The 16,105-nt window shown below is 61.7% G+C and carries 15 protein-coding genes and 3 tRNA genes; 11 read left to right on the top strand and 7 right to left on the bottom strand.

All coding sequences use genetic code 11. The features are described from left to right. Positions 1–90: 90 nt before the first annotated feature. The 7 genes from L4G42_RS04725 to L4G42_RS04695 all read left to right on the top strand — a co-directional run bounded on the left by L4G42_RS04725 (position 91) and on the right by L4G42_RS04695 (position 7,905). Entirely contained in the window at positions 91–1,167 is a 1,077-nt protein-coding gene (locus tag L4G42_RS04725; RefSeq protein WP_237254479.1) for an NAD(P)H-dependent flavin oxidoreductase, read from the top strand. Between the two features lie 151 nt (positions 1,168–1,318). Then, the gene (gene modA, locus L4G42_RS04720) at positions 1,319–2,086 is read left to right on the top strand and encodes a molybdate ABC transporter substrate-binding protein (protein WP_237254478.1); all 768 of its coding nucleotides are present in this window, start codon (positions 1,319–1,321) and stop codon (positions 2,084–2,086) included. Then, positions 2,087–2,773 (top strand): molybdate ABC transporter permease subunit, encoded by a 687-nt coding sequence (gene modB / locus L4G42_RS04715; RefSeq protein ID WP_237254477.1) that lies wholly within the window; start codon positions 2,087–2,089, stop codon positions 2,771–2,773. Next, entirely contained in the window at positions 2,770–3,858 is a 1,089-nt protein-coding gene (gene modC / locus L4G42_RS04710; protein WP_237254476.1) for a molybdenum ABC transporter ATP-binding protein, read from the top strand. Before modB ends, modC begins: the two co-directional genes overlap by 4 nt. Positions 3,859–3,961: 103 nt before the next feature. Further along, complete coding sequence (locus L4G42_RS04705) at positions 3,962–5,032, top strand: DNA topoisomerase IB (protein WP_237254475.1); 1,071 nt, start codon at positions 3,962–3,964, stop codon at positions 5,030–5,032. After that, positions 5,029–5,202, top strand: coding sequence for a hypothetical protein (locus tag L4G42_RS04700; RefSeq protein ID WP_237254474.1), 174 nt, complete (start codon positions 5,029–5,031; stop codon positions 5,200–5,202). Before L4G42_RS04705 ends, L4G42_RS04700 begins: the two co-directional genes overlap by 4 nt. 36 nt (positions 5,203–5,238) lie before the next feature. Then, entirely contained in the window at positions 5,239–7,905 is a 2,667-nt protein-coding gene (locus tag L4G42_RS04695) for an excinuclease ABC subunit UvrA (protein WP_237254473.1), read from the top strand. A gap of 67 nt (positions 7,906–7,972) precedes the next feature. Here L4G42_RS04695 and L4G42_RS04690 read toward each other — a convergent pair. After that, a tRNA-Leu gene (locus L4G42_RS04690) sits at positions 7,973–8,059 on the bottom strand. 233 nt (positions 8,060–8,292) lie between these two features. Between L4G42_RS04690 and sodC the strand changes: the two genes are divergently transcribed. Beyond that, positions 8,293–8,811, top strand: a complete 519-nt coding sequence (gene sodC, locus L4G42_RS04685; protein ID WP_237254472.1) for a superoxide dismutase [Cu-Zn] SodC — start codon at positions 8,293–8,295, stop codon at positions 8,809–8,811. 173 nt (positions 8,812–8,984) lie between these two features. On the opposite strand, the gene L4G42_RS04680 is transcribed toward sodC, so the two are convergent. From L4G42_RS04680 to L4G42_RS04655, 6 genes are all read right to left on the bottom strand, one after another. Further along, a tRNA-Cys gene (locus L4G42_RS04680) sits at positions 8,985–9,058 on the bottom strand. 45 nt (positions 9,059–9,103) lie between these two features. Continuing rightward, positions 9,104–9,179, bottom strand: a tRNA-Gly gene (locus tag L4G42_RS04675). Between the two features lie 61 nt (positions 9,180–9,240). Beyond that, on the bottom strand, positions 9,241–9,801 hold the full coding sequence (gene pgsA, locus L4G42_RS04670; protein ID WP_065990459.1) for a CDP-diacylglycerol--glycerol-3-phosphate 3-phosphatidyltransferase: 561 nt from the start codon (positions 9,799–9,801) through the stop codon (positions 9,241–9,243). A gap of 32 nt (positions 9,802–9,833) precedes the next feature. Next, positions 9,834–11,657: an excinuclease ABC subunit UvrC gene (uvrC, locus tag L4G42_RS04665; protein WP_237254471.1), complete on the bottom strand. Its 1,824-nt coding sequence runs from the start codon at positions 11,655–11,657 to the stop codon at positions 9,834–9,836. Then, on the bottom strand, positions 11,658–12,302 hold the full coding sequence (gene gacA / locus L4G42_RS04660; RefSeq protein WP_065990451.1) for a response regulator transcription factor GacA: 645 nt from the start codon (positions 12,300–12,302) through the stop codon (positions 11,658–11,660). 192 nt (positions 12,303–12,494) lie between these two features. Next, positions 12,495–12,845 carry a helix-turn-helix domain-containing protein gene (locus tag L4G42_RS04655; RefSeq protein WP_237259530.1) on the bottom strand — a complete coding sequence of 117 codons (351 nt, stop codon included), beginning with the start codon at positions 12,843–12,845 and terminating at the stop codon, positions 12,495–12,497. 81 nt (positions 12,846–12,926) lie between these two features. Here L4G42_RS04655 and L4G42_RS04650 point away from each other — a divergent pair, with 81 nt between their 5' ends. From L4G42_RS04650 to L4G42_RS04640, 3 genes are all read left to right on the top strand, one after another. Then, complete coding sequence (locus L4G42_RS04650) at positions 12,927–13,157, top strand: DNA-binding protein (protein ID WP_237254469.1); 231 nt, start codon at positions 12,927–12,929, stop codon at positions 13,155–13,157. A 589-nt stretch (positions 13,158–13,746) separates the two neighbouring features. Then, a complete protein-coding gene (locus tag L4G42_RS04645; RefSeq protein ID WP_237254468.1) occupies positions 13,747–14,832 on the top strand; it encodes a 3-deoxy-7-phosphoheptulonate synthase in 1,086 nt (361 codons plus the stop codon). 313 nt (positions 14,833–15,145) lie between these two features. Continuing rightward, positions 15,146–16,027, top strand: a complete 882-nt coding sequence (locus L4G42_RS04640; protein ID WP_237254467.1) for an esterase/lipase family protein — start codon at positions 15,146–15,148, stop codon at positions 16,025–16,027. Positions 16,028–16,105 lie beyond the last annotated feature (78 nt).

Below are 16,105 nucleotides of genomic sequence, written 5' to 3'. Positions count from 1 at the left end.
GGTTGCATATTAGACCGAGCGTCTATTAAATCAACCGCATCTTTGCATGTGCTGCTTTTCAGCTGCCTTTTCGCTATGGAGACTCTGCCGATGATCGCCTGGCCCGACACCCGCCTGCTCAAACTGCTGGACATCGAACTGCCCATCCTCCAAGCGCCCATGGCCGGTGCGTCCGGCTCGGCGATGGCCGTCGCGGTCGGCAAAGCCGGTGGCCTGCCCTCGCTGCCCTGCGCCATGCTGACCCGCGCGCAGATCCGTGAAGAGATGGCACGGATACGCGCGGGCACCCATGCGCCGCTTAACCTGAATTTCTTCTGCCATCAGAATCCGGAACCGGACCCACAGACCGACGCAGACTGGAAAAACCTGCTCAAGCCCTATTACGACGAACTGGGCGCAGACTTCGATGCACCCACGCCCACCTCCAACCGCGCGCCGTTCGACGAGGCGGCGTGCGTCTTGATCGAAGAGCTGCGGCCGGAAGTGGTCAGTTTTCACTTCGGCCTCCCCGACGCAGACTTGTTGGAGCGGGTAAAGGCCGCGGGTGCGAAGGTGCTCTCCTCGGCCACCACCGTTGAAGAAGCCGTGTGGCTCGAAGCACGGGGTTGCGATGCGATCATCGCCATGGGCTACGAGGCCGGCGGCCATCGTGGGATGTTCCTCAGCGATCAGTTGCACACCCAGGTCGGAACGATGGCGCTGGTGCCGCAGATTGTCGATGCCGTGACGATTCCGGTCATCGCGGCCGGCGGCATTGCCGACAGTCGCGGTATTGCCGCTGCGTTCATGCTCGGCGCGGCCGCGGTTCAGATCGGCACAGCCTATCTTTTCACCCCGGAAGCCAAGACTTCGGCGCTGCATCAGGCGGCATTGAGCCGCGCGCAGGACAGCCACACCGCCGTCACCAATATTTTCACCGGCCGCCCGGCCCGTGGCATCGTCAACCGCATCATGCGTGACATCGGGCCCATGGCCGATGCCGCGCCCGCCTTCCCCACGGCGGGCGGTGCGCTGATGCCGCTGCGCAGCAAGGCCGAAGCCCGCGGAGACGACGGCTTCATGAATCTCTGGGCGGGTCAGGCAGTGGGCATCAAGCACTCGCTGTTGGCGGAAGAACTCACGCGAACGCTGGCCATCGGCGCCCTTGAGCGGCTGGGCGGGCGCTAAGCCGGTGATATAAGCCGCCGATTTAAAAACAGAGCGCGGCAAGATCCGGCTTCCGCGCGGAGAAGAGTCGCTATATATTTCGCTGCATAGCGTTTGACCGGCGTCCGGTTGGCGTTCTTCCTCATTCAGTTCGCTACCCCGGAGCCGTTCCATGCGCGCAGTTTCAAATCGCTTCACCCTCACCTCGCTGGTCATCGCCTTGGCGGCGCTGTCTTCGGGCACAGCGTTCGCCGATGAGGTTCAAGTGGCCGTCGCGGCCAATTTCACGGCGCCGATCCAGGCCATCGCCAAGGACTTCGAAAAAGACACCGGTCACACGCTGGTCGCTTCTTTCGGCGCGACGGGCCAGTTCTACACCCAGATCAAAAATGGCGCGCCGTTCGAAGTGTTCCTCGCCGCCGATGACACCACTCCGGCAAAACTCGAGAGCGAAAACGAGACCGTGAAAGGCTCGCGCTTCACCTACGCGCTGGGCACCCTGGCGCTGTGGTCGGCCAAGGACGGCTACGTCGACGACAAAGGCCAAGTGCTCAAGGACGGCAAGTTCGAACACCTTTCGATTGCCAACCCGAAAGCCGCACCTTACGGCCTCGCTGCCACTCAGACCCTGGACAAACTAGGCCTGACCGAGGCGACCAACAGCAAGATCGTCGAAGGCCAGAGCATCGCCCAGGCCTATCAGTTCGTGCAGACCGGCAACGCCGAGCTGGGTTTCGTCGCCCTCTCCCAAGTGTTCAAGGACGGCAAGCTGACTGGCGGCTCGGCCTGGATCGTGCCCGCCAACTTGCATGAGTCGATCAAGCAGGACGCCGTGATCCTCAATAAGGGCAAAGACAACGCCGCCGCCAAGGCGCTGATGGAATACCTCAAAGGCCCGAAAGCCGCCGCGATCATCAAGTCCTACGGGTACCAGCTGTAAATGCTGCTGGGCAGTGCTGACCTGGCGGCCATCTGGCTGACGCTGAAACTGGCGTCCCTGACCACCGTGATTCTGCTGATCGTCGGCACGCCCATCGCGCTGTGGTTGTCGCGCACACGCTCATGGCTGAAAGGCCCGGTTGGCGCGGTGGTGGCCTTGCCTCTGGTGTTGCCGCCCACGGTGATCGGCTTTTACCTGCTGTTATTGCTCGGCCCGAACGGCGCGATCGGGCAGCTGACCCAGCACCTGGGGCTTGGCACGCTGACGTTCAGTTTCACCGGGTTGGTGATCGGCTCGGTGCTGTATTCCCTGCCGTTCGTGGTGCAGCCCTTGCAAAACGCCTTCGCCGCCATCGGCCCTCGCCCCCTTGAAGTGGCGGCCACGTTGCGCGCAGGCCCTTGGGACACGTTCTTCTCAGTCATCCTGCCGCTGGCGCGCCCTGGCTTTATTACCGGGGCGATTCTGGGTTTCGCTCATACTGTGGGTGAGTTTGGCGTGGTGCTGATGATCGGTGGTAACATCCCGGAGAAAACCCGGGTCGTGTCCACGCAAATCTACAACCACGTCGAATCCATGGAATACGCCCAGGCCCATTGGCTGGCCGGGGCGATGCTGGTGTTTTCCTTTGTGGTGCTGCTGGCGCTGTACTCCAGCGGCAAGGCCCGTTCGACGTGGAGCGGCGCATGAATTCGACGATCGATGTTCGCTTGAAGTTGGCGTTTGCCGAGTTCGCCCTCGACGTCGACCTGACCCTGCCCGGTCGTGGCGTCACTGCGCTCTACGGTCATTCCGGTTCGGGCAAGACCACCTGCCTGCGCTGCATGGCCGGGCTGGAAAAGTCCGCCAGCGGTTTGGTCAGCGTCAACGGCGAGGTCTGGCAGGACAGCGCCAACAACGTGTTTCTCCCCCCGCACAAACGCTCTCTGGGATACGTATTCCAGGAACCGAGCCTGTTTCCGCACCTCGACGTCGAGGGCAATCTGCGCTTCGGCCTCAAGCGCATCCCCGAGCGCGACAGGCGCATTACGTTGCAGCAGGCGACCTCGCTGTTGGGCATCGATCATTTGCTCAGCCGCGCGCCCGACAAACTGTCCGGCGGCGAGCGTCAGCGGGTCGGCATCGCCCGCGCGTTGCTGACCAGCCCGCGCCTGCTGCTGATGGACGAACCCCTGGCGGCGCTGGACGCGCAACGCAAAAGCGAAATCCTGCCGTACCTCGAACGCCTGCACGACGAGCTGGACATACCGGTGATTTACGTGAGTCACGCCCAGGATGAAGTGGCCAGACTGGCCGACCATCTGGTGCTGCTCAGTGACGGCAAAGCGCTGGCCAGCGGCCCCATCGGCGAAACGCTGGCGCGACTGGATCTGCCGCTGGCGATGGGCGACGACGCGGGCGTGGTGATAGAGGGAAGCGTTCTAACTTACGACGCGGCTTATCAACTCATTACCGTTCAACTGCCACGCAGCGAACTCAGTATCCGTGTCGCCCACTCCGCGTTGCTCCCCGGCAAGCCGCTGCGCCTGAAGGTGCAGGCGCGGGATGTGAGCCTCAGCCTGCAACCCGACGCTCAAAGCAGCATCCTCAATCGCCTGCCGGTGACCGTCATCGAAGAGATCGCTGCCGACAACACCGCCCACGTGCTGGTCCGCCTCGATGTCGACGGCTCGCCGCTGCTGGCGCGGATCACCCGGTATTCCAGGGATCAGTTGCAATTGGCAGCCGGACAACAGCTATGGGCGCAGATCAAGTCGGTGGCATTGCTGGCCTAGGCCAGATCAATCACGCATCGCATTCATCAGGCACGCATTTATTCGGCACGACTGCGCAGTGCAACGGTCAATGCAGAAAGACCCGCATTCAGGACTGCCTTTCATGCCGGACACAATCCACAGCGAAGACCTGCCCAAAGATCTGCACTACGTCGACGACAGCCAGCCCGGATTTACCCGCAAGATCCTGCGCGGCAAGTTCGCCTATTTCGACACCGACGGCCAACGCATTCGCGACGAGGACGAGATCAAGCGCATCAATGCGCTGGTGATCCCGCCGGCGTATACCGACGTGTGGATCTGCGCCGACCGCAAAGGCCATCTGCAGGCTACCGGCCGCGACGCCCGCGGGCGAAAGCAGTACCGCTATCACCCGCGCTGGCGCGAGATTCGCGACGAGAATAAATACTCGCGGATGATCGCCTTCGGCCAGGCGCTGCCGAAAGTGCGCAAACAGCTGGAAACGCAGCTGGCCAAACCCGGGATGGGCCGCGAGAAGGTCATGGCGGCGGTGCTGTCGCTACTGGACCAGACGCTCATCCGTATCGGCAACAGCCAATATGCCCGGGACAACCGCTCTTATGGCCTGACCACGTTGCGCAACAAACACGTCGACGTGAAGGGCAGCAAGATCTACTTCGAGTTTCGCGGCAAGAGCGGCGTCGAGCACCGGCTTAGCGTCACCGACCGGCGCCTGGCGAACATCATCAAACGCTGCATGGAATTGCCCGGCCAGAACCTCTTCCAGTATCTGGATGACGACGGCCAGCGCCATCACGTGAGCTCGTCGGACATCAACCAGTACCTGCACACACTGACCGGCGCTGACTTCACCGCCAAGGACTACCGCACGTGGGCCGGCAGCGCCATGGCATTGGCCACACTGCGCAAGCTGCACTGGGAGCCGGAAGCGGACGCGAAGAAACACGTCGTGTCCATGGTCAAGGAAGTCGCGCGCTTGCTGGGCAACACCCCGGCCGTCTGCCGCAAATGCTACATCCACCCGGCCGTGCTGGAAGCCTTCGCGATGGGCGAACTGGCCAAGCTGCCGCGCATCCGCCAGCGCAAAGGCCTGCGTATTGAAGAAGTGGCTCTGGCCGGTTTCCTCCAGGGCCTGCAGGCCGCCGAGGTCATTCGTGAAGCATCCGAAGAACTGACAGGAGAAACAGCATGACCACCCACGGCGCTCATATTCCCGGCGAAAAACTCAATGACCCGGACGCACGCCCCGCTGACGTCGCCGATGACCGCGAGCGCACGGACGACGTGCGTGAAGACGAGCCGCTGACCGGCGGCGATCACGACGACGCCGGGCACACCCCCAAGGTGCCCCTCGCGGAGTAAACCCGTTTTGTACTTCAGGATTCAAAGGCCTCACCCATGACCACACCGCCACACCTGCCAGACGACGCCCGCCCTTCTTCCTTCACCGTAGATGCCAACCGCCCCGGATTCGTCCGGGTTCGCGGTGCACGCGAGCACAACCTCAAGGACGTGGACGTCGACATACCCCGCGACGCGCTGGTGGTGTTCACCGGCGTCTCGGGCTCGGGCAAGTCCTCACTGGCCTTTTCCACGCTCTATGCGGAAGCCCAGCGGCGCTATTTCGAATCCGTCGCACCCTACGCCCGACGCCTCATCGATCAGGTGGGCGTGCCCGACGTTGACTCTATCGAAGGTCTGCCGCCAGCCGTCGCGCTGCAGCAACAACGCGGCACGCCGAGCACGCGTTCCTCGGTCGGCAGCGTGACCACCCTGTCCAGCCTGATCCGCATGCTCTATTCCCGCGCCGGCACTTATCCGCCGGGACAGCCAATGCTCTACGCCGAAGACTTCTCGCCCAACCTGCCCCAGGGCGCCTGCCCCGAGTGCCACGGCCTGGGTCGGGTCTATGAGATCCCGGAAGAGCTGATGGTGCCGGACGATTCGCTGACCATCCGCCAGCGCGCGATCGCTTCCTGGCCCTTGGCCTGGGGCGGCCAGAACCAGCGCGACATCCTCGTTACCCTGGGCTACGACGTCGACACCCCCTGGCGCGACCTGCCTAAAAGAGACCGCGACTGGATTCTGTTCACCGACGAACAGCCCACCGCACCGGTTTACGCAGGCCTGACCCCGGAAGAAACCCGACTGGCGATCAAGCGGAAGGTCGAGCCGAGCTATCAGGGCACCTTCACCGGTGCCCGACGTTATGTGCAGCATACCTTCGCCCATTCGCAGAGCGCGCTGATGAAGCAGCGCGTCTCGCGGTTCATGCGCGGCAGCCCGTGCCCGCTGTGCGCCGGTAAACGCCTGAAGCGCGAAGCCCTCTCGGTAACCTTCGCCGGCCTCGATATCGGCGAGCTGTCGCAGATGCCGCTGTTGCGGCTGGCCGAAGTCTTGCGTCCGGTGGCAGCGGGCGTCTTCGCTGATGAGGATCGCGAAACCGCTGTACTTGATCGCGAGCAGAGGGCAATAGCGAAAAACAAGCGGGTCACCGCAGGCGGTTCGGCCCACGACGCAGCCCCCGATGTGCGTGCGACACCGAACCTGTCCGTCGAGAAGCGCCTCGCCGCTCAGCGCATTGCTCAGGATCTGTTGGCGCGGGTCAGCACCCTCACCGATCTGGGGCTCGGTTACCTGGCGCTGGATCGCAGCACGCCGTCACTGTCGTCCGGTGAACTTCAGCGCCTGCGCCTGGCGACGCAATTAGGCTCGCAGCTGTTCGGCGTGATCTACGTGCTGGACGAGCCTTCTGCGGGCCTGCACCCGGCGGACAGCGAAGCGCTGTTCACGGCGTTGCAGCAGCTCAAGGCATCCGGCAACTCGCTGTTCGTCGTCGAGCACGATCTGGAAACCATGCGCCGCGCCGACTGGCTGATCGACGTCGGCCCTGCCGCCGGCGAGCATGGCGGTCACGTGCTGTACAGCGGCCCTCCCGCAGGCCTGGCCGAAATCGAAGCGTCGCAAACGCGCCGGCATCTGTTCGCCGAGCACACCGAACTCAGCGCTACAAGGAGGCAGCCGACCGATTGGCTGCGCCTGGAAGGCATCACCCGCAACAACCTCAACGGACTGAGCGCTGAATTTCCGCTGGGCTGCTTCACATCGGTGACCGGCATCTCCGGCTCGGGCAAATCCAGTCTGGTCAGCCAGGCATTGCTGGAGCTGGTGGGCGCGCAATTGGGACGGCCTGTCGCGGAGGTCGACGCGGAAGAGTCCAGTCTGGAAGACGATGCGCCGCAACCCACCGGCGGGCATATCGCCGGCGGACTGAGCGCGATCAAGCGGCTGGTGCAGGTCGACCAGAAACCCATCGGCCGCACCCCGCGCTCCAACCTTGCGACCTACACCGGCCTGTTCGACAACGTGCGCAAACTGTTCGCCGCAACGCCCGACGCGCAGAAGGCCGGTTACGACGCAGGACAGTTCTCGTTCAACGTCGCCAAAGGCCGCTGCCCGGTGTGCGAAGGCGAAGGGTTCGTCAGCGTTGAATTGCTGTTCATGCCCAGCGTCTACGCGCCCTGCCCGACCTGCCACGGCGCGCGCTACAACCCGGACACCCTGGCCATTCGCTGGAACGGGTTGAGCATTGCCGAGGTGTTGCAGCTGACGGTTGAACAAGCGGTGGACGTGTTCGCCGAACAATCCGGCGTGCTGCGCTCGCTGACAGTGCTGCGTGACATTGGTCTGGGTTATCTTCGACTTGGCCAGCCTGCCACCGAACTCTCCGGCGGCGAGGCCCAGCGCATCAAACTGGCGACGGAGCTGCAGCGCAGCCAGCGCGGCGCCACGTTGTACGTGCTCGACGAGCCGACCACGGGCCTGCACCCCACCGACGTGGATCGGCTGCTGACGCAGCTCAATGCATTGGTGGATGCAGGGCACAGCGTGATTGTGGTGGAGCATGAAATGCGCGTGGTTGCGCAAAGTGACTGGGTGATCGACATCGGCCCGGGGGCTGGGGACAAGGGCGGCAATGTTGTGGCGTGCGGGACACCGGAGGAGGTTGCGGATGTGGCGGAGAGCCGGACGGCGCCGTTTTTGCGCAAGGTTTTGCGGGGCTGAGGATGTTCTGCGGGGGTGTTGAAACGGAAAAGGCACTTGAGGTTGCCCTTAAGTGCCTTTTTCTGATTGGTGCCCCGAGCCGGAGTCGAACCGGCACATCCTTTCGGACGACGGATTTTAAGTCCGGTGTGTCTACCAATTTCACCATCAGGGCGGTAGCACATATCAACCTTGACCTTCGCGAGCCATGTCGCGAGGCCAGCTGACAAGAGTGGGGAATATATACATCCCCAGCCGTGGAGGCAAGTTCAAAGCTTTCGGATTCAATTGGTTACGTTTGTTTGTCGTCGCAAGCTGATAGCCTGTCTATGCTCTCTCCCAGTACCAGGGTGACTCGCTGTCGCAGATGTCTTGCTACTTTCTTTTGTAAAACTAAATGAGGTGTCTATGAAATCCGCTTTGTGGCTTGGTCTGATTGGAGCATTTTCGGTAAGCGCTCAGGCGGCATCGCTCAATGTCCCGATGAACCTCGTGAGCGCTGACGGCGCCCCGCAGCCTATTGGCGAGGTGACCATCAGCGAGACACCTTACGGGCTGGTGTTGACCCCCCAGCTAAAATCTTTACCCGCCGGGATGCACGGTTTTCACGTTCATGAAAATCCGAGTTGTGACCCAGGCATGAAAGACGGCAAAAAGGTCGCGGCACTGGCGGCGGGCGGCCACTTTGACCCGGCGCGCACCGGCAAGCATCTGGGCCCCTATGGCGAGGGCCACTTGGGTGACCTGCCGGCGGTTTACGTCAACGCCGATGGGGTTGCGGAATATCCTGTGCTCGCACCACGCCTGAAGAAGATTTCCGACGTCAAAGGTCACGCGCTCATGATCCATGTCGGCGGCGACAACCACTCAGATATGCCTATGCCATTGGGCGGTGGCGGTGATCGCATGGCATGCGGTGTTATATGACGGCACTCAAACTTGCCTGGGGCAGCTGAACCGGTGAAAGAGAACAGTGGCTTGGGATGTGAGCTATCGCTTCACAGAGGGTTGCGGGAGCGATGGTCAGAGTTGCGGAAACTCTGACCATTTTGCCACCCACAAAAAAGCCCGTAAGACGTTGATCTTACGGGCTTTAAATGTGGAGGCCGAGGTCGGAATCGAACCGGCGTAAGCGGATTTGCAATCCGCGGCATAACCATTTTGCTACTCGGCCTCAAACGCTCAGCGATCCAACCACTACCGCTAAACGCATACAAACTGGAGCGGGAAACGAGACTCGAACTCGCGACCCCGACCTTGGCAAGGTCGTGCTCTACCAACTGAGCTATTCCCGCTTTGTGTGGGCGCCATTCTATACACTCAAATGACCCCGTCAACCCCTTGATTTAAAAATACTTATTTTTCATCCGTGGTCGTGCGCAGATGCGGCCATGCGGCCCGGAGGTATTGCACCATCGACCACAGGGTCAGGCCTGCCGCGATCATCAACAGCACGTAACCCAACACAACCCAGAAGGTAAACGCCGGCGGGTTGGCCAGCAGGATGACCAGCGCAAGCATTTGCGCAGCGGTTTTCCATTTGCCCAAGTTCGACACGGCCACTTGCGCGCGCGCACCCAGCTCGGCCATCCACTCGCGCAGGGCAGAGATGACGATCTCGCGGCCGATGATCACTGCGGCCGGCAGCGTCAGCCAGAGGTTGGCGTGAGCCTGTACCAGCAACACCAGCGCAACGGCCACCATCAGTTTGTCAGCCACTGGGTCGAGAAACGCCCCGAACGGTGTGCTTTGCTCAAGGCGTCTTGCCAGGTATCCGTCCAGCCAGTCGGTCGCGGCTGCCAGGGCGAATACCGAACTGGCCGCCATGTAGCTCCAGTGGTACGGCAGATAGAACAACAGAATGAAGATCGGAATCAGCAGGACACGTAATACGGTGATCAGATTAGGGATATTCATCGGCACAACTGGCTACGAGGTGAGCGAGCATTCTACTCGCTGTGCAGGTTTGCATAAATCGACTCTGCGAGCTTTTTGCTGATTCCTGGCGCCTTGGCAATTTCTTCGATGCTGGCCCGGGACAATTCCTGAAGGCCGCCGAAGTGCTTGAGCAAATCGCGACGCCGGGTCGGGCCCACGCCTGCCACCCCTTCCAGGGTTGAAGTTCGGCGTGTTTTACCGCGTCGCGCACGGTGCCCGGTGATGGCAAACCGGTGAGCTTCGTCTCGGATCTGCTGGATCAGGTGCAGCGCCGGCGAGTCGCCCTTGAGCGTGAATTCGTGGGCGGCATCGTTCAGATAAAGCGTCTCGAAGCCGGCCTTGCGCGTGGCCCCTTTCGCGACACCCAGCAAAATCAGGTCCGGCACGGCAAGCTCATTCATCACATCGCGGGCCATGCTCAACTGGCCCTTGCCGCCGTCCACCAACAGGATGTCCGGCAATTTGCCCTCGCCGTCCTTGATTCGGCTGAAGCGACGGGTGAGTGCCTGGTGCATGGCGGCGTAGTCGTCCCCCGCCGTGATGCCTTCGATGTTGTAGCGGCGGTAATCCGACTTGATCGGGCCCTCGGGACCGAACACCACGCACGACGCCACCGTCGCTTCGCCACTGGAATGGCTGATGTCATAGCATTCCAGGCGCTGCGGCGGCTCATCGAGTTTGAGCACTTGAGCCAAGGCTTCAAATCGCGCAGTGACGTGCTGACGATTGGCGAGCCGCGCCATCAGTGCCTGCTCGGCATTGGTCACGGCGAGTTGCTGCCAGCGCGCGCGGGTGCCACGCACCCGATGGCTGATGATGATTTCGCGGCCCCGTGAAGCATCGATCGCGTCGATCAGCGCCGGGAAGTCCTCATTGACCACGTTGACGATGACTTCGCCCGGCAATTCGCGCTCGCCGCCGCCCAGGAAATACTGCGCCAGGAACGCGGACATGACTTCGCCCACTTCCTCCTCGATCCCGACCTGCGGGAAGAAGTTCTTGCTGCCCAACACCCGCCCGCCGCGCACGCTGATCAGGTGCACGCAGGCGCCGCCCGGGTTGACGAACGCCGCCACCACATCGACGTCGCCGGTGCCGCCGTCCATGCTCTGCTGGTCCTGCACGCGACGCAGCAGGCCGATCTGATCACGCAGCTCGGCGGCGTGCTCGAAATCGAGGTTCATCGCTGCCTTTTCCATCAGCGCATTGAGTTCGTCGGTAAGGGCATTGCTGCGGCCTTCGAGGAACATCACCGAGTGACGTACGTCATCGTTGTAGATCTGCGGCTCGACAAGGTTCACGCAGGGCGCCTTGCAGCGCTTGATCTGGTACTGCAGGCAAGGCCGCGTGCGGTTCTTGTAGAAACTGTCTTCGCACTGACGAACGTGGAAGGTCTTCTGCAGAATGCTCAGGCTTTCGCGAATCGCACCCGCGCTGGGGTAAGGGCCGAAATAACGGCCTTTGGCTTTTTTGGCACCACGATGAATGCTCAGCCGGGGAAATTCGCCGTCGGACAGGTGCACGTAAGGGTAGGACTTGTCGTCACGCAACAGGATGTTGTACGGCGGACGCGACTCCTTGATCAGGGTTTGTTCCAGCAGCAACGCCTCGGTTTCGTTGGCGGTGATGGTGGTTTCAACCTGAGCGATCCGCGCGACCAATGCACCGGTTTTCGGGGCGTGGCCGGTCTTGCGGAAATAGCTGGCGAGGCGCTTCTTTAAATTCTTGGCCTTGCCGACGTACAGCAGCTTGCCGTCGATATCGAACATCCGATATACGCCGGGGCGGCCACTGCAGGTGGACAGAAAAGCACTGGGATCAAACGGTTGGGTCATTTATGCGCTGGCGTCGACCATGCCGTGACGAACGGCCAGCAGGGCCAGCTCCACGTCACTGCTAATCGACAGCTTCTCGAATATGCGGTACCGGTAGGTATTCACGGTTTTGGGGGACAGGCAGAGCTTGTCGGAAATCGTCTGCACTTTCTGGCAGCCGACAATCATAAGGGCAATCTGGATTTCCCGCTCGGACAAGAGGTCGAACGGCGAATTGCTGGTCTGCGGCTGGAACGACTTGAGCGCCAGTTGCTGGGCGATCTGCGGGCTGATGTAGCGCTGCCCTGCAAACACCAGGCGAATGGCCTGAACCATCTCGGTCAGACCGGCGCCCTTGGTCATGTATCCCGCCGCGCCCGCTTGCAGCAGGCGTGTAGGGAAAGGGTCTTCTTCGCACACCGTGACCGCCACCACCTTCATGTCGGGGTGGCTGCGGATGAGCTTGCGCGTGGCTTCCAGTCCACCGATGCCCGGCATCTTCACGTCCATCAGCACGACGTCGGGTTTCAGCTCGCGGGCCTTCTGCAACGACTCTTCGCCGGACTCGGCCTGCCCCACCACCTGCAAGCCTTCGATGTCGGCCAACATGCGCGTGATACCTGTCCGAACCAGATCATGGTCATCGACAACCAACACCCTAATCAAGCAGACACCTCACCGAACAATTCATGACGACTGCTCGCCACGTTAGCAAAAAGAAAGTAAGCGACCTGCTCTGGAGCACTGCTTGTGCATGTGTACCAGATGATCTACAACACTGCCGACAAGCTATCACCATCGACCGCGAAACTTGATAAAAATCTTTAAACGTCCGACCGCTGCATCTCTCGGATTGCCTTATAGCTTCTTGTCCGGGGCATAGCTGCTTTGGTATTCCGCCAGAGTAGTGGTTAACCGGCAGATGGCGTCCTGTTCCTCCTTTCCCAGGCTGCGGTAACTGCCCACCATCCACTCCTCGTTCTCGCTCAGGCCGACGATGGGCACCGGCGTGCGGGCCCCCGTCAACACGTACAGCACGTCTACACCGCGATGGGCGACACGGGCCAGATAATCGGCCTTGGGGGTGCGCTCGCCGTTTTCGTACTTGCCCTGCGCGTTGGCTTCCACGCCACCGATTTCACCGAATGCGCGTTGTGAGAGCCCCAAGCGCTCGCGCTCTTCCCTAATTCGGGCACTTATTCCACTCATTTGGATGCATAGCCTTGTTGACATCACTCTTTTGAGTGATAGAATCGAAATAATTTGAACGAACTTGAACGGTTTTGAACTATGCCCGGAATCCGTACCGCCGCACAAGCCAAGGCTTGGCTGGAACAGCAGGGCAAATCGGTTCAAGAGTTTGCTAGGGAGCACAACGTGGACCCCGCGACGACCTATCAAGTGTTGTCCGGGCGAAAGAAGGGGCGCCGGGGTGAGTCGCACAAAGTCGCGGTGCTGCTGGGAATGAAGATCGGGGTGATACCGCCTGAAGCCGGGTCTTCGGAAGTGCCCGAGGACTGAATCAGCCTTCTGCAGTTTTAAGCGTTGATTATAGGCAGGCTGTCCCCAATCGCTTCCATTGCAATTTCCAATTGAAGAACCCGACGGGTCTGAAGTAAGCTCGGCGGCATTCCACGGAGACAGACCATGTTGCCTTCCCTTTCCACTCAGTTGTTCAGCGCCGCCGACGGTTCACGTCTGGCTGGGCGTGCGGCTGCCTGGAATGCGACGGCGTCTACCGCTCCTGCTTCTTATTTTTATGGGTATTGGTTTAGCCACTGGCGCGCCTGATACCCAAACGGCGCCCTGAACTTCGGGACGCCCACCAGAGATAACTCTCACCCCCGGTCGGCTTCCCGACCGGGGGTTTTGTTTTTCTGGGCCACACATTTCTGACTGATTGATTCGAGGAACCGCACATGAACCACAACCACTATTACCGCAACGACACCGACTTCGCCTGGCGATTTAGCAACCTCCGTTCGGGACAGCCTGCCGCCTCCGATCGGTCACTGACAGGTGGCAACGCCCTACTCACAGCCATACCGGCCAATTGTCGAACACCCCAGTAGGTCCGCGCGGGAATGCCCGCCGACCAGGAAGCCCGCACATGAATTCGCCCGTCGTCAGCAACACCCTCATTGATTTGCCGGCCAGCGGCGTCACCCTGAATGACAGCCGCCCTGCCCCGAAACGCCTGCCCACGCCGTTTGCGCTGAAACATCAGCTGCCGCTGGACGCTGCCATGACCGCACAGGTCGCCGCCCACCGGCAGTCGATTCGCGCCATTCTCAACGGTGAAGATTCGCGCCTGCTGGTCGTTGTCGGCCCGTGCTCGATCCACGATCCCGACGCCGCACTCGAATACGCCGAGCGCCTGGCGCGTCTGGCCGCTGAGGTCAGCGACCAGATGCTGCTGGTGATGCGCGCCTACGTCGAAAAGCCGCGCACCACGGTTGGCTGGAAAGGCCTGGCGTACGATCCCGCCCTTGATGGCAGTGACGACATGGCCGAGGGCTTGGCCCTGTCACGGCAGTTGATGCGTGAAATGGTCCGGCTCGGCCTGCCGGTCGCCACGGAGTTGTTGCAACCGATGGCGGCGGGTTACTTCGATGACGTGTTGAGTTGGGTGGCCATTGGCGCAAGAACAACCGAATCGCAGATCCACCGGGAAATGGCCAGCGGCCTCGGCGTGCCCACCGGCTTCAAGAACGGCACCGACGGCGGCATTTCCGTGGCCTGCGACGCCATACGCTCGGCGGCCCACGCCCACCGGCATTTCGGCATGGATCCGCAGGGTCGCCCGGCGATTATCGAGACGTCGGGCAATCCTGACACCCACATCGTGCTGCGCGGCGGTCATGGCGGGCCGAACCACGACGCCGCGAGCGTTGCAGCGGTGAATGCCAGCCTGGCGAAGCACCGCATGGCCGCGCGCATCATGGTTGATTGCAGTCACGCCAACAGCGGCAAGGATCCGCTGCGCCAGCCGGCCGTATTCAACGACGTGCTGCAGCAACGACTGGCCGGTGACCGGACGCTGATCGGCATGATGTTGGAGAGCCATTTGTTCGAAGGCTGTCAGCCGTTGAGTGCCAATCTTAAATACGGCGTGTCGGTGACGGACGCGTGCCTGGGTTGGGAGTCCACCGAGCGGCTGCTGCGCGAGGCCGTGGACAAACTGCGCTACAGGTAACTGTTGCAGCAACTTTCGCAAACGGGAAGCCGGTGCCAGTCGTGTCCCCGGCTTCCCTTATTCATGTCGTCGCTGTCAGCGGCGGCCCGTGACTCCGAAGACGCCGATCGTGGGAAACCGCCGCGCGCACCCGGCGCATTTGCACCGCAACGCCAGCGCCTTTTCCAGCCTCCCCGGCACGCAAGGTCTGGAGCGGTTGAACGCCCTCCAAAACCTACATCAACCGGCGCATCGCCATACTCCGCCGGGCCCTCTGCGCATGACTTCCGCTGGTTAAGCTCGATCCCTCTTTGCCATCCAGGGAATGATCGACATGTACAAGGAAGTCACCTCCAAGTACCCCATTTTGCTGATCCACGGCCTGTTCGGCTTTGACCGTATCGGCAACGTGGACATGTTCCATGCCATCCCTCAGGCCCTGGAGCAAGCCGGCTGCAGGGTTCATGTGCCGGCGCTGTCCGGCGTCCACGATAACGAAACCCGCGGGGAGCAATTGATTGATCAGATCGAACGCTTCCTGCGCCGCACCGGCTACCTGAAAGTCAACCTGATCGGACACAGCCAGGGCGCGCTGACCTCCCGCTATGCCGCTGCGTTGCGCCCGGATATCGTCGCGTCGGTCACTTCCGTGAGCGGCCCCAATCACGGCTCGGAGGTGGCCGACCGGGTACGTCGGGCGCTGACGCCAGGGCAAATGCCTGAGGCCGTGGCCTCACGACTGACCGCAGGTTTCGCCCACTTCCTTGCGCTGCTGAGTGGCAACTCGACGCTGCCTCAAGACCCGATTCAGGCCCTGGATGCGCTGACGACCGAAGGCGTAGCGGCGTTCAACCGCAAGTTTTCCCAAGGGCTGCCATCGACGTGGGGCGGCGAAGGGGCTGAACGGGTCAACGGCGTTCACTATTATTCCTGGAGCGGCTGCATCGACGGTTCACTGTTTTCCGAAGGCCGCAATGCCATGGATCCGTTGCACCTGGCGCTGCGCAGTTACGCGCTGCTGTTCGAGAAGGAAGCCGCGTCCAATGACGGCCTGGTCGGCCGCTTCAGCTCCCACCTGGGCAAGGTGATCTGCTCCGACTACCCGATGGACCATGTGGACTCGATCAACCAGAGCGCCGGTCTGGTGCGCAAGCACGTCGATCCGGTGAAGCTGTACGTGGACCATGCCGCTCTGCTGTTCAGTAAAGGTCTTTGAGCGACGATGTCATCCGTCACGAGGCTGCGCACGAACCTGAACTTTCTCGGGAAACGCGGCCCTTATTCCGGTACGCTC

Origin of the sequence: Pseudomonas petrae (assembly GCF_021728295.1) — a bacterium.
GTDB lineage: Bacteria > Pseudomonadota > Gammaproteobacteria > Pseudomonadales > Pseudomonadaceae > Aquipseudomonas > Aquipseudomonas petrae.
The sequence above is the reverse complement of the archived record's forward strand: the minus strand, read 5'-3'. Positions and strand labels throughout refer to the sequence as shown.